This is a genomic window from Massilia glaciei (genome assembly GCF_003011895.2).
GTDB classification, from domain to species: Bacteria; Pseudomonadota; Gammaproteobacteria; order Burkholderiales; family Burkholderiaceae_D; genus Telluria_A; species Telluria_A glaciei.
The window spans coordinates 1-21,747 of the sequence record NZ_PXWF02000285.1 but is presented as its reverse complement, the minus strand read 5'-3'; the positions used below and the strand labels follow the sequence as shown (position 1 = coordinate 21,747).

General features: G+C 65.3%; 23 protein-coding genes and 4 tRNA genes. 24 read left to right on the top strand and 3 right to left on the bottom strand.

Translation table 11 applies throughout. The annotated features are described in order from the left end of the window. Nucleotides 1–27: 27 nt before the first annotated feature. The 8 genes from fabD (at nt 28) to C7C56_RS21580 (ending at nt 7,392) form a co-directional block, all read left to right on the top strand. A complete protein-coding gene (fabD, locus tag C7C56_RS21615; RefSeq protein ID WP_106759414.1) occupies nt 28–987 on the top strand; it encodes an ACP S-malonyltransferase in 960 nt (319 codons plus the stop codon). 108 nt (nt 988–1,095) lie between these two features. Then, entirely contained in the window at nt 1,096–1,833 is a 738-nt protein-coding gene (gene fabG / locus C7C56_RS21610; protein WP_106759413.1) for a 3-oxoacyl-ACP reductase FabG, read from the top strand. A 343-nt stretch (nt 1,834–2,176) separates the two neighbouring features. Beyond that, the gene (gene acpP, locus C7C56_RS21605) at nt 2,177–2,416 is read left to right on the top strand and encodes an acyl carrier protein (protein ID WP_018059410.1); all 240 of its coding nucleotides are present in this window, start codon (nt 2,177–2,179) and stop codon (nt 2,414–2,416) included. 30 nt (nt 2,417–2,446) lie between these two features. After that, nucleotides 2,447–3,694, top strand: a complete 1,248-nt coding sequence (gene fabF, locus C7C56_RS21600; RefSeq protein ID WP_106759412.1) for a beta-ketoacyl-ACP synthase II — start codon at nt 2,447–2,449, stop codon at nt 3,692–3,694. 159 nt (nt 3,695–3,853) lie between these two features. After that, complete coding sequence (locus tag C7C56_RS21595) at nt 3,854–4,456, top strand: hypothetical protein (RefSeq protein ID WP_106759411.1); 603 nt, start codon at nt 3,854–3,856, stop codon at nt 4,454–4,456. Continuing rightward, on the top strand, nt 4,434–5,036 hold the full coding sequence (rpoE, locus tag C7C56_RS21590) for an RNA polymerase sigma factor RpoE (protein WP_106759410.1): 603 nt from the start codon (nt 4,434–4,436) through the stop codon (nt 5,034–5,036). Before C7C56_RS21595 ends, rpoE begins: the two co-directional genes overlap by 23 nt. Before the next feature lie 64 nt (nt 5,037–5,100). Continuing rightward, nucleotides 5,101–5,409, top strand: a complete 309-nt coding sequence (locus C7C56_RS21585; RefSeq protein WP_106759409.1) for a sigma-E factor negative regulatory protein — start codon at nt 5,101–5,103, stop codon at nt 5,407–5,409. Nucleotides 5,410–5,934: 525 nt separating this feature from the next. After that, nucleotides 5,935–7,392 (top strand): DegQ family serine endoprotease, encoded by a 1,458-nt coding sequence (locus C7C56_RS21580; protein WP_106759408.1) that lies wholly within the window; start codon nt 5,935–5,937, stop codon nt 7,390–7,392. Between the two features lie 12 nt (nt 7,393–7,404). Here C7C56_RS21580 and C7C56_RS21575 read toward each other — a convergent pair whose 3' ends face one another. Together C7C56_RS21575 and C7C56_RS21570 are read right to left on the bottom strand one after the other, a co-directional pair. After that, nucleotides 7,405–7,911 carry a hypothetical protein gene (locus tag C7C56_RS21575; RefSeq protein WP_106759407.1) on the bottom strand — a complete coding sequence of 169 codons (507 nt, stop codon included), beginning with the start codon at nt 7,909–7,911 and terminating at the stop codon, nt 7,405–7,407. A 9-nt stretch (nt 7,912–7,920) separates the two neighbouring features. Continuing rightward, nucleotides 7,921–8,490: a hypothetical protein gene (locus C7C56_RS21570; protein WP_146204595.1), complete on the bottom strand. Its 570-nt coding sequence runs from the start codon at nt 8,488–8,490 to the stop codon at nt 7,921–7,923. An 11-nt stretch (nt 8,491–8,501) separates the two neighbouring features. On the opposite strand from C7C56_RS21570, the gene C7C56_RS21565 reads away from it, so the two are divergent. From C7C56_RS21565 to C7C56_RS21490, 16 genes are all read left to right on the top strand, one after another. After that, nucleotides 8,502–8,759: a glutaredoxin family protein gene (locus C7C56_RS21565; RefSeq protein WP_106759405.1), complete on the top strand. Its 258-nt coding sequence runs from the start codon at nt 8,502–8,504 to the stop codon at nt 8,757–8,759. Nucleotides 8,760–9,062: 303 nt separating this feature from the next. Then, nucleotides 9,063–10,856 (top strand): translation elongation factor 4, encoded by a 1,794-nt coding sequence (gene lepA, locus C7C56_RS21560; protein WP_106759404.1) that lies wholly within the window; start codon nt 9,063–9,065, stop codon nt 10,854–10,856. Beyond that, nucleotides 10,853–11,773: a signal peptidase I gene (lepB, locus tag C7C56_RS21555; protein ID WP_106759403.1), complete on the top strand. Its 921-nt coding sequence runs from the start codon at nt 10,853–10,855 to the stop codon at nt 11,771–11,773. The genes lepA and lepB overlap by 4 nt, the downstream gene beginning before the upstream one ends. Before the next feature lie 25 nt (nt 11,774–11,798). Beyond that, nucleotides 11,799–12,209: a DUF4845 domain-containing protein gene (locus C7C56_RS21550; protein ID WP_106759402.1), complete on the top strand. Its 411-nt coding sequence runs from the start codon at nt 11,799–11,801 to the stop codon at nt 12,207–12,209. 24 nt (nt 12,210–12,233) lie between these two features. After that, nucleotides 12,234–13,058, top strand: a complete 825-nt coding sequence (gene rnc, locus C7C56_RS21545; RefSeq protein ID WP_106759401.1) for a ribonuclease III — start codon at nt 12,234–12,236, stop codon at nt 13,056–13,058. Beyond that, nucleotides 13,055–13,957, top strand: a complete 903-nt coding sequence (gene era / locus C7C56_RS21540; protein ID WP_106759400.1) for a GTPase Era — start codon at nt 13,055–13,057, stop codon at nt 13,955–13,957. Before rnc ends, era begins: the two co-directional genes overlap by 4 nt. Nucleotides 13,958–13,978: 21 nt before the next feature. Next, nucleotides 13,979–14,776 carry a DNA repair protein RecO gene (recO, locus tag C7C56_RS21535; protein WP_106759399.1) on the top strand — a complete coding sequence of 266 codons (798 nt, stop codon included), beginning with the start codon at nt 13,979–13,981 and terminating at the stop codon, nt 14,774–14,776. 20 nt (nt 14,777–14,796) lie between these two features. After that, nucleotides 14,797–15,570: a pyridoxine 5'-phosphate synthase gene (gene pdxJ, locus C7C56_RS21530; protein ID WP_106759398.1), complete on the top strand. Its 774-nt coding sequence runs from the start codon at nt 14,797–14,799 to the stop codon at nt 15,568–15,570. Next, nucleotides 15,567–16,013: a holo-ACP synthase gene (gene acpS / locus C7C56_RS21525; protein WP_106759397.1), complete on the top strand. Its 447-nt coding sequence runs from the start codon at nt 15,567–15,569 to the stop codon at nt 16,011–16,013. Before pdxJ ends, acpS begins: the two co-directional genes overlap by 4 nt. Nucleotides 16,014–16,470: 457 nt before the next feature. Continuing rightward, a complete protein-coding gene (gene uvrC / locus C7C56_RS21520; RefSeq protein WP_370660235.1) occupies nt 16,471–18,363 on the top strand; it encodes an excinuclease ABC subunit UvrC in 1,893 nt (630 codons plus the stop codon). 301 nt (nt 18,364–18,664) lie between these two features. Next, nucleotides 18,665–19,249, top strand: coding sequence for a CDP-diacylglycerol--glycerol-3-phosphate 3-phosphatidyltransferase (gene pgsA / locus C7C56_RS21515; protein WP_106759396.1), 585 nt, complete (start codon nt 18,665–18,667; stop codon nt 19,247–19,249). A 61-nt stretch (nt 19,250–19,310) separates the two neighbouring features. Continuing rightward, nucleotides 19,311–19,386 (top strand) — tRNA-Gly (locus C7C56_RS21510). A gap of 99 nt (nt 19,387–19,485) precedes the next feature. Beyond that, nucleotides 19,486–19,561: transfer RNA gene (locus C7C56_RS21505), tRNA-Gly, on the top strand. A gap of 76 nt (nt 19,562–19,637) precedes the next feature. Beyond that, nucleotides 19,638–19,713, top strand: a tRNA-Gly gene (locus tag C7C56_RS21500). Between the two features lie 110 nt (nt 19,714–19,823). Further along, a tRNA-Cys gene (locus C7C56_RS21495) sits at nt 19,824–19,897 on the top strand. Between the two features lie 326 nt (nt 19,898–20,223). Beyond that, nucleotides 20,224–20,847: a lactonase family protein gene (locus C7C56_RS21490; RefSeq protein ID WP_106759395.1), complete on the top strand. Its 624-nt coding sequence runs from the start codon at nt 20,224–20,226 to the stop codon at nt 20,845–20,847. On the opposite strand, the gene C7C56_RS21485 is transcribed toward C7C56_RS21490, so the two are convergent. Then, nucleotides 20,826–21,746: a LysR family transcriptional regulator gene (locus C7C56_RS21485; RefSeq protein WP_229458917.1), complete on the bottom strand. Its 921-nt coding sequence runs from the start codon at nt 21,744–21,746 to the stop codon at nt 20,826–20,828. The two genes, C7C56_RS21490 and C7C56_RS21485, sit on opposite strands and share 22 nt — an antisense overlap. Nucleotide 21,747 lies beyond the last annotated feature (1 nt).

Here is a 21,747-nt window from a genome sequence, read left to right as displayed (position 1 = left end):
ACCCGTTGAACATTGGAGTGCACCGCCATGAGTAAATTCGCTTTTCTGTTTCCTGGCCAGGGCGCGCAAGCGGTCGGCATGCTCGGTGGCTTCGCCGGCAACCCGGTGGTCGCGCAGACCGTCGCCGAGGCGTCCGACGCGCTCGGCTTCGACCTCGGCAAACTGATCGCCGAGGGTCCGAAGGAGCAGCAGGACCTGACCACCAACACCCAGCCGATCATGCTGACCGCGGCCGTGGCCGTGTACCGCGCCTGGATCGCGGCCGGCGGCCCCGCGCCGTCGGTCGTCGCCGGCCACAGCCTGGGCGAATACTCGGCGCTGGTGGCCGCCGGCGTGCTCGCGTTCAGGGACGCGGTGCCGCTGGTGCGCTTCCGCGCCCAGGCGATGCAGGAGGCGGTGCCGGTCGGGCAGGGCGGCATGGCCGTGATCCTCGGCCTGCAGGCGGCCGACGTGCGCGCCGTGTGCCTCGAGGCCGCCGCGCTCGAGGACGGCAGCGTGGTCGAGCCGGTCAATTTCAACGAGCCAACCCAGATCGTGATCGCCGGACACAACGCGGCAGTCGAGCGCGCCTGCGAACTGGCCAAGGCCAGGGGCGCCAAGCGCGCCATGAAGCTGGCGGTGTCCGCGCCGTTCCACAGCTCGCTGCTCAAGCCGGCCTCGGACCGCCTGCGCGAGTACATGGCGGGCATCACGTTCTCCACGCCGCAAATCGACGTCATCAACAACGTCGACGTCGCCGTCTCCAGCGACCCGACCCAGATCAGGGACGCGCTGGTGCGCCAGGCCGCCGGCCCCGTGCGCTGGGTCGAAACCATGCAGGGCATGGCCGCCGACGGCGTCACCAGCGTCATCGAATGCGCGCCGAGCAAGGTGCTGATCGGCATGGCCAAGCGCATCGACCCGGCGCTGGCCGGCGACGCGCTGCTCGACCAGGCCGCGCTCGAGCGCGTGCTGGCCGCCATGCAGGCCGCGCCGGCCGCCGCGTAAGCGACCCGCGTGAAGCGACCGGCGTGAAGCGACCGGCTTGAAGCGACCCGCGCAAAGCGACCAGCATTAAACCACCATACAACTAGAGACAGACACACAGGGAACCCCATGAATCTGCAAAACCAAGTCGCACTCGTGACCGGCGCCTCGCGCGGCATCGGCAAGGCCATCGCCCTCGAACTGGCGCGCCAGGGCGCCAGGGTGGTCGGCACCGCCACCACCGACGGCGGCGCCGCCGCGATCTCCGAATACCTGGCCGAGTTCGGCGGCAAGGGCGTGGTCCTGAACGTGACCGAGGCCGCCGCCTGCGCCGCCGTCATCGACGACGTGCAAAAGGACGTGGGCCCGCTTTCGATCCTGGTCAACAACGCCGGCATCACGCAGGACCAGTTGGCCATGCGCATGAAGGACGAGGAGTGGGACAACGTCATCGCCACCAACCTGACTGCGGTCGCCCGCCTGTCGCGCGCGGTACTGCGCGGCATGATGAAGGCCAAACATGGGCGTATCATCAACATCACCTCGGTGGTCGGCTCGTCCGGCAACGCCGGGCAGATGAACTACGCCGCTGCCAAGGCCGGCGTGGCCGGCATGAGCCGCGCGCTGGCGCGCGAGATCGGCAGTCGCAACATCACCGTCAATTGCGTGGCGCCGGGATTCATCGACACCGACATGACCCGCGGCCTCGGCGAGGACCAGCACAGCGCCCTGTTGACCCAAATCCCGCTCGGCCGCTTGGGTGCGCCGGAGGACATCGCACATGCGGTAGCATTCCTGGCCGGGCCGCAAGCGGCCTACATCACCGGCACCACCCTGCACGTCAATGGCGGGATGTACATGAACTGAGAGGCTGAGAGTCTTTCGACCATGCCCGCTCAGCACGCCGGAAAGCGCCCGCTCGTCGTTGCAAATGCTCGCCATAGCCCGAGCTATGGCTGTGCTTTGCGCCTTGATCGGCCACCTTCTGGCGCGCTGCTCGGGCACGTCCGAAAAACTCTCAGCCTCTGGCGCGGCGCGGCGGCGCCCCGCACGCAGTTGCGCGGGGGTAATGTCGCTGGGGTTCCATTGAGTTAATTGTTTTTAGCACTGCATTCGGTCGATTTAGCGTCAGACACCGAAATGTGTTTTTCAACGCGCAAACCTGATAAAATGCGCGCACTTTCCGTAACACACACATTGGAGCCATAACATGTCGGATATCGAACAACGCGTTAAGAAAATCGTCGCTGAGCAACTGGGCGTCGCCGAGGTGGACATCAAGATCGAATCCTCCTTCGTTGACGACCTCGGCGCGGATTCGCTCGACACCGTCGAACTCGTGATGGCGCTGGAAGATGAATTCGAAATGGAAATCCCTGACGAGCAAGCAGAGAAAATCACGACCGTCAAGCAAGCCATCGACTACGCGACCGCGCACGTCAAGGCCTAAGCACGTCTGATTTGAATCTGGGAGAATCGCTTGAGCCGTTCACGAAACCGTCGTGTCGTCATCACCGGTCTGGGCTGCGTCTCACCGATTGGCAACACCGTTGCCGAAACGTGGAGCGCGGCGCTGGCTGGCAAGTCCGGCATCGCCGCCATCACCAAGTTTGACGCGGCGCCTTTTTCGACCCACTTCGCGGGCGAGGTCAAGGGCTTCAATATCGAGGATTACATCCCCGCTAAAGACGCCCGCCACATGGACACCTTCATCCATTTCGGCATGGCCGCCGGCATCCAGGCGCTGCAAGACAGCGGCCTCGAGGTCACCGAGGCAAACGCCGACCGCATCGGCGTCATCATTGGTTCGGGCATCGGCGGCTTGCCGCTGATCGAAGAAACCAAAGAGGACTACAGCAAGCGCGGCCCGCGCCGGATCTCGCCGTTCTTCGTGCCCGCCTCGATCATCAACATGATCTCTGGCAACCTATCGATCAAGTATGGACTGAGGGGCCCGAACCTGGCCATCGTCACCGCCTGCACGACCGGCCTACACAGCATCGGCGCGGCCGGGCGCCTGATCGAGTACGGCGACGCCGACGTGATGATCGCCGGCGGTGCCGAGGCGACCATCTCGCCGCTCGGCCTGGGCGGTTTCGCCTCGGCCAGGGCGCTGTCGTCGCGCAACGACGATCCGGCCACCGCGTCGCGTCCCTGGGACCGCGACCGCGACGGCTTCGTGCTCGGCGAGGGCGCCGGCGTGATGGTGCTCGAGGAGTACGAACATGCCAAAGCGCGCGGCGCCCGCATCTATGCGGAGCTGCTCGGGTTCGGCATGAGCGCCGACGCCTACCACATGACCTCGCCGGTCGAGGATGGCAGCGGCGCCAGCCGTTGCATGGTCTCGGCGATGGCCAACGCTGGCGTCAACCCCGACCAGGTCAACTATGTCAACGCGCACGGCACCTCGACCCCGCTGGGCGACCTGGCCGAGGTGCAGGGCATCAAGAAGACCTTCGGCGCGCACGCCGGCAAGCTCGTGGTCAACTCGACCAAGTCGATGACCGGGCACCTGCTCGGCGGCGCGGGCGGGCTCGAGGCGGTGTTCACGGTGCTTGCCATGCACCACCAGATATCGCCACCGACGATCAACCTGTTCAACCAGGACCCCGCCTGCGACCTCGATTTTTGCGCCAACACGGCGCGCGAATTGAAGATCGATGTCGCGGTCAAGAACTCGTTCGGTTTCGGCGGTACCAACGGCACGCTCGTGTTCGGCAAGGCCTGATCCAGGCCGTCGTAAAAAGCCTCAATCAAGCTTGAACCTCCGGCGTCCGCCCTTGTCTTAAAGGGTGGGCGCCGACGGGACGCCGGCGCGTTGTCGCGCCACCCCCTTTTTGCCCGGCCATCCCGGCCGGCGCGCCCGCAGCAAACTTCAAACCCATCCATGATGTCCATCGCGGTATCCGCCGTCATCCGGCCGTCGCATCCCTTGCGCGCGGCCCTGTTCGGGTTCGCGCTGGCCAACCTGGCGGCCGGCGCCGCGCTCGCGGGCGGCCTCATGCCAGGGGTGCGCGCGCCGCTGCTGGTGGGCGCCTTGTGCCTGGCCGCGGGCGCGGCCTGCCTGCGCATGGCGCACCGCAATACAACCGCGCACCAGATTGATGTATCTGGACTTGGCCAGATTCGCTTGACGGTACAACAGAATATCGGCGCGCCGCCCGCCGCGCCGGATGGCGACGGAGCCGCCGCGGCCGGCGCCACGGTCAGCATCCTGCCGGGCACCAGCCTGTGGCCCTCGGCGTTGTTGCTGCTGTTGGGCGACGGGGCCGGGCGCGTGACGGCGCTGGTAGTGTTTCCAAGCAGTTTGGCGCCGGGGCAATTCCGGGCGCTGGCGGTGGCGATCCGGGCGGTCGGGGGGCGAAAAAACGTGCTTTTCGGGACCAAAAAAAACTTTGAACTTATTGCAGCGTGCCAACTCTTATATACAGAGATGCAAGCACGCCGCAGCCACGGGGGCATCGGCAGTGACGACAGAACGCGAGTGTGATCAGTTGCTGGTTGAGCGCGTCCAGGCCGGCGAACGGAAGGCGTTTGACTTATTGGTGGGCAAGTATCAGCGCAGGCTGATGCGCTTGGTGTCGCGGCTCGTCCACGACCCCGCCGAGGCAGAAGATGTTGTTCAAGAAACTTTTATCAAGGCATACAGGGCGCTGCGCCATTTTCGGGGCGACTCCGCTTTTTATACTTGGTTGTATCGCATAGGAATCAACACAGCAAAGAATTTTCTCGTCACACAGGGCAGGCGTGCCCCGACCTCGACCGAGGCCGATGCAGAGCGCGCCGAAGCGTTTGACGATGCCGATAGCTTGCGCGACATAAACACGCCGGAGTCGGTGCTGGCGAGCAAGCAAATCGCGTTCACAGTCAATGCCGCGATGGAGGCGCTGCCGCTCGAACTGCGGACCGCGATCGTCCTGCGCGAGATCGAAGGATTGAGCTACGAGGAAATCTCCGAAGTCATGGCGTGCCCAATTGGTACAGTGCGCAGCCGTATCTTCCGGGCGCGCGAGGTCATCGCAGAAAAATTGCGGCCCCTGCTCGATTTTCCGGTTGACAAGCGACGATAGAAGTAGCGAAGATCGAACCGTGTGTTAACTTTTGAGCACCACACCGACTGTGATGGAAACATTGATGGAAACCAACAAAAAAATCCGCGAACACATATCCGCGCTGAGCGACGGCGAGTTGCCCGACGCCGACGTCGAACTCGCCTTTGCGACGCTCGACGCCGGCGATGGCCACCAAACCTGGAACACCTACCACCGCATCGGCGACGTGCTGCGCGCTCAGGCGACGCCCGAACTGTCCGACGCCTTCTCGGCCAAGCTGGCCGAGCGGCTCGCGCAAGAGGCCACGCACGGGCGCCGCACGCCAACGTCCAACGCCGCGCCGGCGATCGCCGACGCCGTCCCCAAGCCCGCCGTCGCCAGCATCTCCTGACGCGCCGGCCCGGCGCGCCCGCACGGGCCGCCCCGCCAGCGCCGCGGCCCGCCTTGCGCGTCGCCGCAGCAGCCCCATCCTCCTTCACGACACCGCCGCCGGCCCGCTGCCCGGCCGGCGGCCGCGCGTGCGCCGCTCCCGCCCGCGCGCGCCGGCGGGAGCGGCGTCGCTTCCGGTGTTGCGAAAGCGTTGCTGCCGCTGTTGCGCAAGAAAGGGCGCACCCGGCCAAGACCGCCCAAGACCGCACTCAAAAGCGCACCCAAAAGCGCACCCAAAAGCGCACCCAAAAGCGCACCCCAGAGCGCACCCCAGAGCGCACCCCAGGGCGCACCTAACCAAGAGCGCACTCGTCCGCGCCCTTGGCCGCGCGTTGCCGCAATTTAAGGCCGCGCAGCCCTGCCACGGCGCGCGCCAGCCCCCCGCTTTTTCCCCTATCATCTGCTGTTAAGTGCTTTTGAATCAATCATGCCAAAAAAGTACTTCTCGCCGTTATGCGCCCTATTGACCGAATCCGGGAGCCTCCCAATGACCGTCGCAACAGGAATCCATTTTTTCTTTGCCGCCATGCTGTGCCTGGCGGGCGCCGCGCCGCCGGCCGTCGCCGGCCGCCAGGCCGTGACGCCGCCCGCGGCGCCACCCGTGGTGACGGGCTTGCCCGACTTCACCAATCTGATCGACAGGGTGGGGCCGGCCGTGGTCGACATCCGCACCACCGAACGGATCCGGTCGGGGCAGGGCGGCAGCACCGAAGAAGAGCTGATGCAGGAATTCCTGCGCCGCTTCTTCGGCGGCGCGCCCGGGCCGCCGGGGCCGCAGTTGCGCCGGGGGCCGCCCGAGGAGCGCGTCCAGCGCGGCGTCGGTTCGGGCTTCATCATCTCGCGCGACGGCTATGTGCTCACCAACGCCCACGTGGTCGCCGGCGCCGACGAGGTGCTCGTCACGCTGACCGACCGCCGCGAATACAAGGCCAAGGTGCTCGGCACCGACGAGCGCTCCGACGTCGCCCTGCTCAAGGTCGCCGCCAGCGGCTTGCCCTACCTGGCGATGGGCGACCCGAGCAAGATCCGGGTTGGCGAATGGGTCATCGCGATCGGCTCGCCGTTCAACCTCAACAACACCGTCACGGCCGGCATCATCTCGGCCAAGGCGCGCGACACGGGCGAATACCTGCCCCTGATCCAGAGCGACGTCGCGGTCAATCCGGGCAATTCGGGCGGGCCGCTGATCAACATGCGCGGCGAGGTGATCGGCATCAATTCCCAGATCGCGACCATGTCGGGCGCCTACAACGGCATCTCGTTCGCGGTCCCGATCGACGAGGTCATGCGCGTGGCCGACCAGATCAGAAAGACCGGCAAGGTCACGCGCGGCCGGCTCGGGGTCCAGATCGGCGAGGTCAGCAAAGAGGTCGCCGAGTCGCTCGGCCTGGGCAAGGTGCGCGGGGTCGAGGTCTCGATCGTCGAGGCGGGCGGGCCGGCCGCCAAGGCCGGCCTGCAGGTCGGCGACATCATCGTCAAGTTCAACGGCGCCGCGATCGAGCGGCCCTCCGACCTGCCGCGCCTGGTCGGCGCGACCCCGGTCGGCAGCCGCGCCACGGTCACCGTCTGGCGCAAGGGCGCGCAGCAGGACTTCAACGTCACGATCGCCGAAGCCGAAGGCGACAAGGCCGCCGCCAAGCCCGACGCGCCGGGCAAGGGGGAGCCGGCGGTCAACGCGCTCGGCCTGCAGGTCGCCGATCTGAGCGCGGCCCAGCGGCGCGAGCTCAAGCTCGAGCGCGGCGTGCTGGTCCGGGCCAGCGACGCGGCGGCCGCGCGCGCCGGCGTGCGTCCGGGCGACCTGATTTTGCAAATCAATAACACCGAGGTGCGCGACGCGCGCCAGTTCAACGCCATCGTCTCCAAGCTCGACCCCAAAAAGAACGTTGCCCTGCTCGTGCGGCGCGGCGAGGCGACCCAGTACGTCGTGGTCCGGCCGCGCGAATAGGGTGCGGGGCGCCTAGTAATTGCCGATCCAGGCTATCCGCACCAGATCGATCCCGTTTTCATGGCTGTGCTCAACGGAGAGTTCGGCGAAGGCGGGGTCAATCACGCGGTACACGGTTGATCCGCCAGCTTTCTCGACTGTGTAGCGCGCCTCGCCCACATTTTTGCTGAGCGTCTCGAGGGCGAGCGTGTCGCCGACGGTCCGTTTGTTCCAAAAACGTTGCGCTAGCGCGATCGCGGTCGCCATCACCTCGAGGCGGGTCATGGCCGCGGCGGACCTCTGCGCGAGCGAGGCGCCGGCCCCGAAATGATGGCAGCCGCCATACGTGAACGTGCTGGTCCAGCCCCCAGGTTCCGACCATTGGATGTGGCGCTGCTTCAGCGCCAGCGTCCCGCCCGGGTGGCGCAGGGCGGCGCGTTTGAGCACAACTTCCTGCTCCGCCTGGTCGAAGGTGCAGCCGTCGGCGCCGGACGCGACCGGGGAAACCGCAAGAAACAGCATGAAGACAAGGTTCTTCATGGCGTTGGCTCACCAGAGATCATCGCGAAACCATTCCCTGGGCAAACTGACGACAACGGCAGGCATGGGGATCGCGAACGCGGCTGCGACGATCACGAGCCACGACACCCACACCGGCGGCATCGCACCAAATAACCGTTCCAGTGTCTGGTCGCCTTGCATGATGTCTCTGTCCGGCACGAGTATGGCGAGCGCGGCGAAAGCGAGCAGGACGCTGATGCCCGACGCCAAGAAGCGCCCCCATGCGACCCGCCTGGCGAGGCCCGCGGCAGCCGTCAGGAGCAAAGCGGCATAGCCCGCGCTCCAGAGGTCCACTTGTTCCGCCATGGCGCGCCACAGCGTCAATCCGGCAAGCGCGACAAAGGCGGCGGCGAGAAAATACAAAGCACACTTGGCGTGGGGCGGCATGCGTGAAATCCCTGATCGGTTCGCTCGTTTGACGCTGTTGTATTGGCAGGCCCGCGTGGGCGGCGGGGAAACTTTGCATTCACGATACGGCAGGCGCGCCGGCATCGCGCGCGCATCTCGACCGGCCGCGCCGGCAGAACGTACAATGATGCGTTTACCCCACTTTTGCACGCCAGGACCCCATGCACTTCACCCTTTACTCCCGCAGCTACTGCCATTTATGCGAGGACATGCTCGCCGCCCTCAACGCGATGCAGACCGAGACCGTGCGCTTCACGGTCGAGGTGGTCGATGTCGACGCCGACGAGGCGCTCGTGGCGCGCTTCGACGAGCTCGTGCCGGTGCTGTTCGGCGACCTCGCGGCCGATTCACTGTGCCATTATTTCCTCGACAAGCCGGCGGTCGCGCGCTACCTCGCCGCATCGGGCGCGGCAACCTGATTACCATAAATGCAACAAGCTTGGCGTTTGCGCGGTCCGGGCGCGGCCCCGGCGGGCCGAAACGGGCGTTCCCGCGCGCCAAAACCGCATAAACCGGGCTTTCCCCCCTGAAATCCGGTAAAATGCCAAGGTCGGAAAAGCTTCTGGTCTCACCATCAGTTTGTCTCGCTTGGATTAGGCGCTCGCCTGGGGATATGCCATGCCCCCACTCGGAGCGCTTTTTTCATATTGTGCCGGCATCGCCACAGCCGCCCGAGTCCGCCCCGAAATGTCGTCCTTCCATATTGGTTTTTAATTGTGTCAATGAACAACATACGTAATTTCTCCATCATCGCCCACATCGACCACGGCAAATCGACGCTGGCCGACCGCATCATTCAGATCTGCGGCGGCCTGTCCGACCGCGACATGGAGGCGCAGGTGCTCGATTCGATGGACCTCGAGCGCGAGCGCGGCATCACCATCAAGGCCCAGACCGCCGCGCTGCACTACAAGGCGCGCGACGGCGTGGTCTACAACCTGAACCTGATCGACACCCCCGGCCACGTCGACTTCAGCTACGAGGTGTCGCGCTCGCTGTCGGCCTGCGAGGGCGCGCTGCTCGTGGTCGACGCCTCCCAGGGCGTCGAGGCGCAGACCGTGGCCAACTGCTACACGGCGCTCGACCTCGGCGTCGAGGTGGTGCCGGTGCTCAACAAGATCGACCTGCCGCACGCCGACCCGGCCAACGCGATCTCCGAGATCGAGGACGTGATCGGGATCGACGCGACCGACGCCGTCAAGTGCTCGGCCAAGTCGGGCCTCGGGGTCGAGGACGTGCTCGAGTCGCTGATCGCGCGCGTGCCGCCGCCCAAGGGCGACCCGGAGGCGCCGCTGCAGGCGCTCATCGTCGACTCCTGGTTCGACAACTACGTCGGCGTGGTCATGCTGGTGCGCGTGATGAACGGCACCCTCAAGCCGAAGGAGAAAATCCTGCTGATGGCCTCGGGCTCGCAGCAGCTCGTCGAGAGCGTGGGCGTGTTCAGCCCGAAATCGCAGTCGCTGCCGTCGATCTCGGCCGGCCAGGTCGGCTTCGTCATCGCCGGCATCAAGGAGCTCAAGGCGGCCAAGGTCGGCGACACCGTCACCCACGTGGCCAAGCCGGCCGCCGCGCCCCTGCCCGGTTTCAAGGAGGTGCAGCCGCAGGTGTTCGCCGGCCTGTTCCCGGTCGAGGCCAACCAGTACGACGCGCTGCGCGACTCGCTCGAAAAACTCAAGCTCAACGACGCGGCCCTGATGTACGAGCCCGAGGTGTCGCAGGCGCTCGGCTTCGGCTTCCGCTGCGGCTTCCTCGGCCTGCTGCACATGGAGATCGTGCAGGAGCGCCTCGAGCGCGAATTCGACATGGACCTGATCACCACCGCGCCGACGGTCGTCTACGAGGTCATGATGCGCGACGGCAGCATGCTCAAGGTCGACAACCCGTCCAAGATGCCCGAGCCGACCCGCATCGAGGAGGTGCGCGAGCCGATCGTGACGGTCAACCTGTACATGCCGCAGGAGTACGTGGGCTCGGTCATCACCCTGTGCATCGGCAAGCGCGGGGTGCAGATGGACATGAGCTACCACGGGCGCCAGGTCAAGCTGATCTACGAGATGCCGATGGCCGAGATCGTGCTCGACTTCTTCGACAAGCTCAAGTCGACCTCGCGCGGCTACGCCTCGATGGACTACGAGTTCAAGGAATACCGGGCCGCCGACGTGGTCAAGGTCGACATGCTGATCAACAGCGAGAAGGTCGACGCGCTCGCCATCATCGTGCACCGCGCCAACAGCGCCTACCGCGGGCGCGCCGTGGCGGCCAAGATGCGCGAGCTGATCCCGCGCCAGATGTTCGACGTCGCCATCCAGGCCGCGATCGGCACCAACGTGATCTCGCGCGAGAACGTCAAGGCGCTGCGCAAGAACGTGCTGGCCAAGTGCTACGGCGGCGACATCAGCCGCAAGAAGAAGCTGCTCGAGAAGCAAAAGGCCGGTAAAAAGCGCATGAAGCAGGTGGGCTCGGTTGAAATCCCCCAAGAAGCATTCCTGGCAATCTTACAAGTGGACGAGAAATGAATTTGCAGTTTATCTTAGGAAATTTCGCCCTGATCCTGTTCGTCGCCATGGTGCTGACGGGGATCATCTATTTCCTCGACATCTTCGTGCTGGCCAAGCAGCGCCGCGCCGCCGCCGACACGGCGCTCGCCGCGTTCGACGCGCGCAACGCCAAGAATGAGGCCGAGGGCATCAAGTCCGACAACGCGAGCCGCCACGCGATCGAGGTGGCGCTGCTGCGCCAGCCGACCTGGATCGAGTATTCGGGCAGCTTCTTCCCCGTCATCGCGCTCGTGTTCGTGCTGCGCTCGTTTTTGTACGAGCCGTTCAAGATCCCTACCTCGTCGATGGTGCCGACCCTGCTCGTGGGCGACCTGATATTGGTGAACAAGTTCACCTACGGCGTGCGCCTGCCGATCATCAACAAGAAGATCATCGACGTCAACGACCCGCAGCGCGGCGACGTCATGGTGTTCAAGTACCCTAAAGACATGTCGCAGGATTACATCAAGCGCGTCGTCGGCATCCCCGGTGATAAAATCACCTATGAAAACAAGCGCTTGACGGTCAACGGCAAGGAACTGGCGTACGCCCCGATGGAGGACTACCTCGACGACGACAGCCCGGTCTACCACAAGCAATTCACCGAGGACCTCGGCGGCGTGGCCCACCGCATCCTCAACGACGAGGACAAGGCCTCGCTCAACCTGCCACTGGTCGACCAGTCCTTCCCCCGGCACGAGGCGTGCAGCTACACGGTCGAGAAAATTACTTGTACCGTACCCGAGGGCAATTACTTTATGATGGGCGACAACCGGGACAACAGCGCCGACAGCCGCTACTGGGGTTTTGTTCCGAATAAAAATATTGTTGGAAAAGCATTTTTGGTGTGGATGAACCTCGACAACCCGATGAAGCGCATTGGCGCCATTCGTTAGACACATTGGACACAAGGAGCAGCAAATGGTCGGATCAAATCGGCAGTTGAAGCAGCAGGGCGGCGCCTCTTTCATCGGCGTCATGTTCATACTGGCCATGCTCGCGGCCGTCGGCGTGATCGGCATGAAGGTGTTCCCGACCTTTTCGGAATACCGCGCGATCATCGACGGCATCAAGGTGGCCAAGGCCACCGGCGACACCCCGGCCGCGATGCGCACTTCCTTCGGCAAGACGGCCCTGATCAACGACATCACCACGATCAGCCAGAAGGACCTGATCATCAGCAAGGCGACGGGCGAGAACGAGATCTCCGTGGCCTACGCCAAGACGATCCCCCTGTTCGGCAACGTGAGCCTGGTGATCGACTACTTCGGCTCGACCGACCCGCGCGCGCAGGCGACCGGCGCCCCGCCCAAGACATCCGAACTCGAGTAACGAGGGATTGAGAACGCCACCACGATGAATCTACAGTTATTGCAAACGCGCCTAGGGTATACGTTCCAGGATGCCGGCCTGCTGCAGCAAGCCTTGACCCACCGTAGCCATAGCAGTGTGCATAACGAGCGCCTCGAATTCCTCGGCGATTCGATTCTCAACTGTGTGGTCGCCTCGATCCTCTACGAGCGCTTCGGCGCCATCGACGAGGGCGACCTGTCGCGCCTGCGCGCCAACCTCGTCAAGCAGCAGTCGCTCTACGAGATCGCCCAGAAGCTCGAGCTGTCGCAGTTCCTGCGGCTCGGCGAGGGCGAGCTCAAATCGGGCGGTTTCCGCCGCCCCTCGATCCTGGCCGACACGCTCGAGGCGCTGCTCGGGGCGATCTTCCTCGACGCCGGCTTCGACGCCGCGCGCGACGTCATCCGCGCCTTCTACATCCCGATCCTCGACTCGGTCGACCCGCGCACGCTGGGCAAGGACGCCAAGACGCTGCTGCAGGAATTTTTGCAAAGCAAAAAGATCCCGCTGCCCACCTACAACGTGGTGGCCACCCACGGCGCCGCCCACAGCCAGGAGTTCGAGATCGAATGCCTGGTGCCCAAGCTGTCGATCCAGGTCTACGGCCGCGGCGGCAGCCGGCGCGCCGGCGAGCAGGCCGCCGCCAAGCTCGCGCTCGAGGTGGCCGAGCAGGCCCTGCTCAAGAGTCCGGCCGCGGCGCGCAAGGCCAAGCCGCGCGCGGCCCAGCTCAAGCTGGCCGGCATCGCCACCATCCAGAGCGACGCCGCCTCCGAGCCGGGCGACGGCGCCACACCCCCTCCACACAAGCCATCAGAATCGAAGTCAGCATGAACCCCACCAGCATTCCAGACAATTTCCGTTGCGGCTACATCGCCATCGTCGGCCGCCCGAACGTGGGCAAGTCGACCCTGATGAACGTGCTCGTCGGCGCCAAGGTCAGCATCACCTCGCGCAAGGCGCAGACCACGCGCCACCGCATCACCGGCATCCAGACGCTGGCCGACGCCCAGTTCATCTACGTCGACACGCCCGGCTTCCAGACGCGCCACGCGAACGCGCTCAACAAGACGCTCAACAAGACCGTCACCAACACCCTGATCTCGGCCGACGTGATCCTGTACCTGTGCGAGGCGGGCACCTTCGGCCCGGCCGACCAGCAGGTGATCGAGTTGCTGCCGTCGGACGTGCCGGTCATTTTGGTGATCAACAAGTCGGACCGGGTCAAGGACAAGGCGACCCTGATGCCGTTCGCCCAGCAGATCGCGGCCAAGCACAACTTCGCGGCCATCGTGCCGGTGTCGGCCAAGCTGCGCTTCCAGGTCGACGCGCTGCAAGGCGAGATCAAGCGCTTCCTGCCCGAGAACGCGCCCGTGTTCGGGCCCGACGACATCACCGACCGCAGCGAGAAATTCCTGGCCGCCGAGATCGTGCGCGAGAAGGTGTTCCGCCTGGTCGGCGACGAGCTGCCCTACACCAGCACCGTCCTGATCGAGCAGTTCGAGCAGGAGGGCGAGCTGCGCCGCATCTTCGCCGCCATCCTGGTCGAGCGCGACACGCACAAGTCCATGGTCATCGGCAACAAGGGCGCGCGCCTCAAGGAGATCTCGACCCAGGCCCGGCTCGACATGGAAAAACTGTTCGGCGGCCCGGTCTACCTCGAGATCTGGATCAAGGTCAAATCGGGCTGGGCCGACAACGAGGCGGGCCTGCGCGCCTACGGCTACGAGTAGGGCCGCGCCGCCCCACGCACGATGCCTACCGTCGACGCCGAACCGGCCAGCAGCGCCCCGGGCGCGACCGCCCCGGCGGCGGCGGGTCGCGCGCGGGCGCCGCCGCGCGGGCACCGCATCACGGGCCAGCCCGGCTTCGTGCTGCACAGCTTCCCGTACAAGGAGACCAGCCTCGTGGTCGACATGTTCACGCGCGACCACGGCCGCGTGGGGCTCGTCGCCAAGGGCGCCAAGCGGCCGTTCTCGAAACTGCGCGGGGTGCTGCAGACGTTCCAGCCGCTGTCGGCCTCGTGGAGCGGCAAGTCCGAATTGCGCACCCTGATCGACGCCGAGTGGGTCGGCGGCATGCTGCCGCTCGAGCGCACCGCGCTGCTGTGCGGGTTCTACCTCAACGAACTGCTGGTCAAGCTGATCGCGCGCGACGACCCGCACCCGGTCCTGTTCGACCAATACGTGGCCACCCTCAACGAGCTCGCGCACGACGAGCCGGCCCCGATCGTGCTGCGCAAATTCGAGCGCGCGCTGCTGCGCGAGACCGGCGTGGCGGCCGACCTGGGGCGCTGCACCGGCACGCGCGAGGCGGTGCGCGCCGGGGCGCAGTACGTGGTCGACCCGGAGCGCGGACCGCGCCCGGCGCGTGTTGGCGACGTCTGGCCGGCGGTGGCCGGCAAGACCCTGCTCGACATGGAGCGCGGGGACTACGCCGACCCGGCCACCCAGACCCAGAGCAAACACCTGATGCGCTTTTTGCTGGCGCACCACCTCAACGGCGCGCCGCTCAACACGCGCCAGATCCTGATCGACCTGATGCAACTGTAAAAAACGACGAAAAAACCACCATGAGCTACCTGCAACCCAACGGCCCGGTCATCGACCTGGGTGTCAACATCGACCACGTGGCGACGTTGCGCAACGCGCGCGGCACCGACTACCCCGATCCCGTGCGCGCCGCGCTGCTGGCCGAGCAGGCCGGCGCCGACGTCATCACGCTGCACCTGCGCGAGGACCGGCGCCACATCAAGGACGCCGACGTCCTCGCGCTGCGCCCGCAACTGATGACGCGCATGAACCTCGAGGCGGCCGTGACCCCGGAGATGATCGACTTCGCCTGCCTGGTCAAGCCGCAGGACGTGTGCCTGGTGCCGGAGCGGCGCGCCGAGGTCACCACCGAGGGCGGGCTCGACGTGATCCGCCACTTCGACCAGGTGCGGGCGGCGGTCAGGCAACTGCAGGGGGAGGGCATCCGGGTGAGCCTGTTCATCGACCCGGACGAGGAGCAGATCAAGGCCGCCGCGCAGGCGGGCGCGCCCGTGATCGAACTGCACACGGGGCGCTACGCCGAGGCCCGCGGGGCCGAACTGGCGCACGAACTGGCGCGCATCGAGGCCGGCGCGCGCTTGGGCGCCGCGCGCGGCCTGAAGGTCAACGCCGGCCACGGCCTGCACTACACCAACGTGCAGGCGATCGCGGCGATCGCCGACATCGGCGAGCTCAACATCGGGCACGCGATCGTCGCCCACGCGGTGTTCGCGGGCTGGGAGAACGCGGTGCGCGAGATCAAGGCGATCATGGTGGCGGCGCGCCTGGGCACGCAGTTGGCGCGGCTTGGATGATCTACGGGATCGGCACCGACATCGTCCAGATCGCGCGCATCGAGGCGGCGCTGGCGCGCCACGGCGAGCGCTTCGCCGAGAAGATCCTGGGGCCGCAGGAGATGGCGCAGTTCCGCGCGCGGCGCGCCGCCAACGCGGTGCGCGGCGTGCGCTACCTGGCCACGCGCTTCGCGGCGAAGGAGGCGTTCTCGAAGGCGATCGGGCTGGGGCTGACGACGCCGATGGCGTGGCCGGCGGCGCAGATGCTCAACCGCGACAGCGGCAAGCCGGAGCTGTCGTTCTCGGGCGCGCTGGCCGGCTTCATGCGCGACAACGGCTTGAGCGCGATGGTGACGATCAGTGACGAGTCCGAGTACGGGGTCGCGTTCGTGATCGTGACGCGGCAGGCGCCGGCGGCCTGTGCGCCGCCAACACTTGCACCACCGGGGTCAGACCCCAATTGAAAAAAGTTCACAATCGGGGTCTGACCCTAATGGCGCTAATGGCGTTGACTTAAGCCGTCGTGGGCTGAATTGGCGCTTAAGACGCTTCAGAAATCGTGTCGGGGAAAACTTAATAAGTTTGAACCCACATCGTCCTCGCGGAGGCGGGGACCCATGGAACAGTTGCTTTGAGCCACCGTTCCATAGGTCCCCGCCTCCGCGAGGACGATGTCGGTTTAGTCTTAAGTCAACGCCATTAGGGTCTGACCCCGATGGCGGAACATTTTGGCGTCCGGCATGAGCGGCGCGCGTTTGGCGGACGCGCCCGGGCGCCCGGCGCGCCGGCGACCCTGGCGACGGGTGTTTTTCATTAACTTTCGCAATCGGGGTATGACCCAGGGTCTGACCCCGATGGCAAAACAATTCACAGTCGGGCTCAGACCCCGGTTCAGGAATGGTTGGCGTTGACATGAACGAGATGAATCCCGAGAATGCGCCGGCGGCCCCGGCCGGGGCGCCGCCCGAGCCCGTCGCGGCCGCGCGCGCGCAGGTGCTCGCCACCGTCGCCAAGCTGCCCGGCCTGCCCGGCGTGTACCGCTATTTCGACGCCAACGACGCCGTGCTGTACGTGGGCAAGGCGCGCGACCTCAAAAAGCGCGTCTCGAGCTACTTCCAGAAAAACCTCGCCAGCCCGCGCATCGCGATGATGGTCGAGCGCATCGCGCGCCTCGAGACCACCGTCACCAACAGCGAGGCCGAAGCGCTGATCCTCGAGAACAACCTGATCAAGTCGCTCAAGCCGCGCTTCAACATCCTGTTCCGCGACGACAAGTCCTACCCCTATCTGAAGATCAGCGGCGGCGACGTGCCGCGCATGGCCTACTACCGCGGCGCGGTCGATAAAAAAAACCAGTACTTCGGCCCGTTCCCGAGCTCGTGGGCGGTCAAGGAGTCGATGCAGATCCTGCAGAAGGTGTTCATGCTGCGCACCTGCGAGGACAGCGTCTACGCCAACCGCACCCGGCCCTGCCTGCTGCACCAGATCGGGCGCTGCAGCGCGCCGTGCGTGGGCGCGATCGGGCCCGGGGAGTACGCGCTCGACGTCCACAACGCGGCGCGCTTCCTGCGCGGGCGCCAGGGCGAGGTCATGGCCGAACTCGAGACCAAGATGCACGGTTTCGCCGCCGAGCTCAAATTCGAGCAGGCCGCCGCCGTGCGCAACCAGATCCAGTCGCTCGCGCGCGTGCTGCACCAGCAAAGCATGGAGACCACCGGCGACGCCGACGTCGACATCATCGCGGTGGTGGTGCAGGGCGGGCGCGCCTGCGTGAACCTGGCGATGGTGCGCGGCGGGCGCCACCTCGGCGACCGCGCCTACTTCCCGACCCAGGTCGGCGACGCCGCCGCCTTCGCCGAGGCGCCCATCGAGGTCGAGGTGCTGGCCGCCTTCATGGCCCAGCACTACAGCGAGAAATTCATCCCCGGCACCCTGATCCTGAACATCGAATTCGACCAGCCGGCCCTGATGGTGGCGCTCACCGAGCAGTGCGGCCACCGCATCAACCTGATCTTCCAGCCGCAGGAGCCGCGCCGCCAGTGGCTCGAGATGGCGCTCAAGGGGGCCGAAATCTCGCTCGCGCGCCTGCTCTCGGAGCAGGGCTCGCAGCAGTCGCGCACGCGCGCGCTGGCCGACGCGCTCGGGATCGAGTCGGACGACCTCGACACCTTGCGCGTCGAGTGCTTCGACATCAGCCACACCCAGGGCGAGGCGACCCAGGCCTCGTGCGTGGTGTTCCACCACCACGCCATGCACAACGGCGAATACCGGCGCTACAACATCAACGACATCACCCCCGGCGACGACTACGCGGCGATGCGCCAGGTGCTCATGCGGCGCTACGAGAAGGTCGCCAACGGCGACGGCGTGATGCCCGACGTGGTGCTGGTCGACGGCGGCAAGGGCCAGATCGAGATGGCGCGCCAGGTGTTCGCCGAGCTCGGGCTCGACATCGGCCTGATCGTCGGCGTGGCCAAGGGGGAGGGCCGCAAGGTCGGCCTCGAGACGCTGATGTTCGTCGACGGCCGCGCGCCGCAGGAGCTGGGCAAGGAGTCGGCCGCGTTGATGCTCGTCGCCCTGATCCGCGACGAGGCGCACCGCTTCGCCATCACCGGCATGCGCGCCAAGCGCGCCAAGGCGCGCCAGACCTCGCGCCTCGAGGAGATCGAGGGCATCGGCGCCAAGCGGCGCCAGAAGCTGCTGGCGCGCTTCGGCGGCCTGCGCGGGGTGGTCGACGCCAGCGTCGAGGACCTGATGTCGGTCGAGGGCATCTCGACCCAGCTGGCCGAGGAAATCTACAGGCAACTGCACTGAGAGGCTGAGAGTCTTTCGATCATGCCCGCTCAGCACGCCAGAAAGCGCCAGTTCGTCGTTGCAAATGCTCGCCATAGCCCGCTATGGCTGTGCTTTGCGCCTCGATCTGCCGCTTTCTGGCGGGCTGCTCGGGCACGCCCGAAAAACTTTCAGCCTCTGACCCGGCGCGCGCCGCCGCCGTTTCGCGCCCGCGCGCGCGCAGCGCGCGGCTCAACTGGTCTAAACGGCTGGGCCGAGGTAGACTAGCGGCGTTCCTGCAACCCGTTCCTGCAATCTTAACGTTCACCGACCCGCGCGCCCTATGCCTTTCAATATCCCGATTCTCCTGACCTGGCTGCGCGTGGCGCTCATTCCGCTGGTGGTCGGCGTGTACTACCTGCCCGAGCACTGGCTGCCGCGCTCCGACCAGGACCTGTCGGCCACGATCGTGTTCATCGTCGCCGCCGTCACCGACTGGTTCGACGGCTTCCTGGCGCGGCGCTGGAACCAGACCTCGGCCTTCGGCGCCTTCCTCGACCCGGTCGCCGACAAGCTCATGGTGGCCGGCGCGCTGCTGGTGCTGGTGCACCTGGGACGGGTCGACCATTTCATCGCCTTCATCATCATCGGGCGCGAGATCGCCATCTCCGCGCTGCGCGAATGGATGGCCCAGATCGGCGCCTCGCGCTCGGTCGCGGTCAGCTCGATCGGCAAGACCAAGACGGCCGCCCAGATGACGGCGATCCCGATGCTGCTGTTCCACGACACGCTGTTCAACCTGGTCGACACGCAGCAACTGGGCACCTACCTGATGTACGTGGCGGCCGTGCTGACGGTGTGGTCGATGTTCTACTACATGCGCCTGGCCTGGCCGTTGATCAAGGAAAAGGCGGGCGATCCCACTTAGCGTCGAAAGCAACCTTGACACCCGGCTCAGATCGTCTATAATTCTGGCCTGTTGTGACGAAGCGGGAGTAGCTCAGTTGGTAGAGCGCAACCTTGCCAAGGTTGAGGTCGAGAGTTCGAGACTCTTCTCCCGCTCCAGTTGAACGGGGCGCGTCGCGGCGAAGAAGTGGCGGTACAACAGGAAACTAAGCTGGAAAAACAGCGCGCTTTCTGCGATAATACGGTCTGAAAAAAAATGCGGGAGTAGCTCAGTTGGTAGAGCGCAACCTTGCCAAGGTTGAGGTCGAGAGTTCGAGACTCTTCTCCCGCTCCAGTTAAGTCTGGTTGGTGGTAAATGTTTCAAATCGTTGGGAACGCGGTCCGGTTTCTGCGACAATGCGGGGCTCCATGCGGGAGTAGCTCAGTTGGTAGAGCGCAACCTTGCCAAGGTTGAGGTCGAGAGTTCGAGACTCTTCTCCCGCTCCAGAATAAGCGGTGACATGTTTGCGGTAATAAAGACGTGTCCCGGCGAAGAGCGGCAGTGCCGCTCTTGTTGTTTCCGCCTCCCCGATTGTGGGTAGGCAAGAAGTTCCTCTGGCGAGGTAGCAAAGAGGTTATGCAGCGGCCTGCAAAGCCGTTTAGACGGGTTCGATTCCCGTCCTCGCCTCCAGAATAAAGAAATAGCCCACTGTCGAGTGGGCTATTTTTTTGCTCAGCCCCTCTTCAATTTCCCCAATCAATAGTTATTTCCCCCCAGCGACTTGAGCCGCGTTGCTGAATATCATTTCCGCGCTGGTGATTTTTGTAATTTCCTCGAGATAACACCGCTGGCACAATCGCTTAGGCGACATCGCCGCGTCAGCGTGATGGCGTCACCACCGACAAAGATAGTCCAAGCATCCAACATCGTTCATTGTCGCGACTGCGGTTCGGATAGGGTATTGTGCTCGCGACGATCTGACCGCATTTCCCCACACTTCAATGACTGGAACTCCAATGGCCAAGCCCCTGTTTCAACGCTTTCTGCTCGCGGGCAGCCTCGCCGCCACCTTGCTGTGTTCCGCGGCGCTTGCACAACAACGCGATGTATGGATAGGCACCAACGCACACCCGGCGAGCAGGGGCATTTACCACTCCACCATCAATACCGAAAACGGCAAGCTGTCCGGCTCCCGGCTGGCGGCGCAAATCGACGCGCCTGGTTTCCTGGCCCTGCACCCCTCGGCAAAGGTGCTCTACGCGGTCGGCGCCCTGCGCGGGACGGATGTCGTGGCCGCCTATTCGCTCACATCGACCGGCGGCGAGGCCACCCTCACGCTGATGAATTCGCTGCCAATCGGTGATGGCGGAGCCGCCCACCTCGCGGTCGACCCAAGCGGAAAAATGCTGCTCACCGCGCAGTATGGCGGCGGTTCGGTCGCCGCATTCTCGCTCAACGCGGACGGCTCGTTGGGGGCACGCACCGCGCTCACTAAACATGAAGGCGGCGCGAAAGTGGTGGCCGGTCGCCAGAACCGCCCGCATGCGCACTGGGTCGGGTTTTCACCCGACAACCGATTCGCGTTTGTCCCGGATCTCGGGCTCGACAAGGTCATCATCTACAAGGTGGACCTGGCCTGATCCGAAGGGCCCTTTCGCATCCGTTCGAAGGCCTGGGTTTCCCGGACCCGGCTGCGCCACCATTGCAAGGCGGCCCCATCGTCACCGGTTCGCCAAGCCATGTACAACATCTCATCCGGCTTCGGCTCTTCAACCTGTTTCTCGACAAGCAGACCGCGGTTGAGGTCGTCTTGAACCCAATCGCGCGGCAAGAAACCGAATCCGGTGCCGGCCAACTGGAACCGGTATTTCGTCCGCATGTCGGGCACCGTCAGCGTGTCTTGGCCGAACAGGAGGCCGACGGTGCGGCTATTGAGGGTTCGGGCTGAGTCCGCGACCGATACCGCCCGATGGTCGAGAAGATCGCCCCGGCCCAGTGTGTGACAGCGATCAGCCAGGGGATGGTTTGGCGCGACCACGAACACGAACGATATTTTTCCGATGGGTTCAATGGTGTAGCCGCCGCCCGAGGGGCCCTCGCCGGCGGCGCCGACCAGCAGATCGGCGCGCCCGTCGAGCAGGGCCTCCCATGTCCCGGACAGCTCCTCCTTGAGCAGTCGAACCCGTGTTTGGTCGGCCACCCGGTAGAACTCGGCGAGGTCCGGCACCAGGCCGGCCGAGTCGAGCATCGAATCGGTGGCGATCGTAATTTGTGTCTCCCAACCAGAGGCGACGCGCCGAACCCGGGACTCCAGGTCGCCCGCCGCCTTGAGCAGGTAGCGGCCTTCCTTCAACAGCTCCTCGCCGGCCTCGGTCAGCGCGACGCGCGGCCCGAAGCGCTCGAAAATCTGAACACCCAAGTCCTCCTCCAATTTGCTGATCGTGTAGGAGATCGTCGACGGCACCCGAAACAACTCCTTGGCGGCGGCGGAAAAGGAACCGCGGCGCGCGATGGCATCGACCGCGACCAGTGCATCCAGG

Bases quoted from the DNA above. Each gene is read 5' to 3' on its own strand.
- fabD (WP_106759414.1), top strand. From the start codon at position 28: ATGAGTAAATTCGCTTTTCTGTTTCCTGGCCAGGGCGCGCAAGCGGTC.
- fabG (WP_106759413.1), top strand. From the start codon at position 1,096: ATGAATCTGCAAAACCAAGTCGCACTCGTGACCGGCGCCTCGCGCGGC.
- acpP (WP_018059410.1), top strand. From the start codon at position 2,177: ATGTCGGATATCGAACAACGCGTTAAGAAAATCGTCGCTGAGCAACTG.
- C7C56_RS21595 (WP_106759411.1), top strand. From the start codon at position 3,854: ATGATGTCCATCGCGGTATCCGCCGTCATCCGGCCGTCGCATCCCTTG.
- C7C56_RS21585 (WP_106759409.1), top strand. From the start codon at position 5,101: ATGGAAACCAACAAAAAAATCCGCGAACACATATCCGCGCTGAGCGAC.
- C7C56_RS21580 (WP_106759408.1), top strand. From the start codon at position 5,935: ATGACCGTCGCAACAGGAATCCATTTTTTCTTTGCCGCCATGCTGTGC.
- C7C56_RS21575 (WP_106759407.1), bottom strand. From the start codon at position 7,911: ATGAAGAACCTTGTCTTCATGCTGTTTCTTGCGGTTTCCCCGGTCGCG.
- C7C56_RS21565 (WP_106759405.1), top strand. From the start codon at position 8,502: ATGCACTTCACCCTTTACTCCCGCAGCTACTGCCATTTATGCGAGGAC.
- lepA (WP_106759404.1), top strand. From the start codon at position 9,063: ATGAACAACATACGTAATTTCTCCATCATCGCCCACATCGACCACGGC.
- lepB (WP_106759403.1), top strand. From the start codon at position 10,853: ATGAATTTGCAGTTTATCTTAGGAAATTTCGCCCTGATCCTGTTCGTC.
- C7C56_RS21550 (WP_106759402.1), top strand. From the start codon at position 11,799: ATGGTCGGATCAAATCGGCAGTTGAAGCAGCAGGGCGGCGCCTCTTTC.
- rnc (WP_106759401.1), top strand. From the start codon at position 12,234: ATGAATCTACAGTTATTGCAAACGCGCCTAGGGTATACGTTCCAGGAT.
- era (WP_106759400.1), top strand. From the start codon at position 13,055: ATGAACCCCACCAGCATTCCAGACAATTTCCGTTGCGGCTACATCGCC.
- recO (WP_106759399.1), top strand. From the start codon at position 13,979: ATGCCTACCGTCGACGCCGAACCGGCCAGCAGCGCCCCGGGCGCGACC.
- pdxJ (WP_106759398.1), top strand. From the start codon at position 14,797: ATGAGCTACCTGCAACCCAACGGCCCGGTCATCGACCTGGGTGTCAAC.
- acpS (WP_106759397.1), top strand. From the start codon at position 15,567: ATGATCTACGGGATCGGCACCGACATCGTCCAGATCGCGCGCATCGAG.
- uvrC (WP_370660235.1), top strand. From the start codon at position 16,471: ATGAATCCCGAGAATGCGCCGGCGGCCCCGGCCGGGGCGCCGCCCGAG.
- pgsA (WP_106759396.1), top strand. From the start codon at position 18,665: ATGCCTTTCAATATCCCGATTCTCCTGACCTGGCTGCGCGTGGCGCTC.
- C7C56_RS21490 (WP_106759395.1), top strand. From the start codon at position 20,224: ATGGCCAAGCCCCTGTTTCAACGCTTTCTGCTCGCGGGCAGCCTCGCC.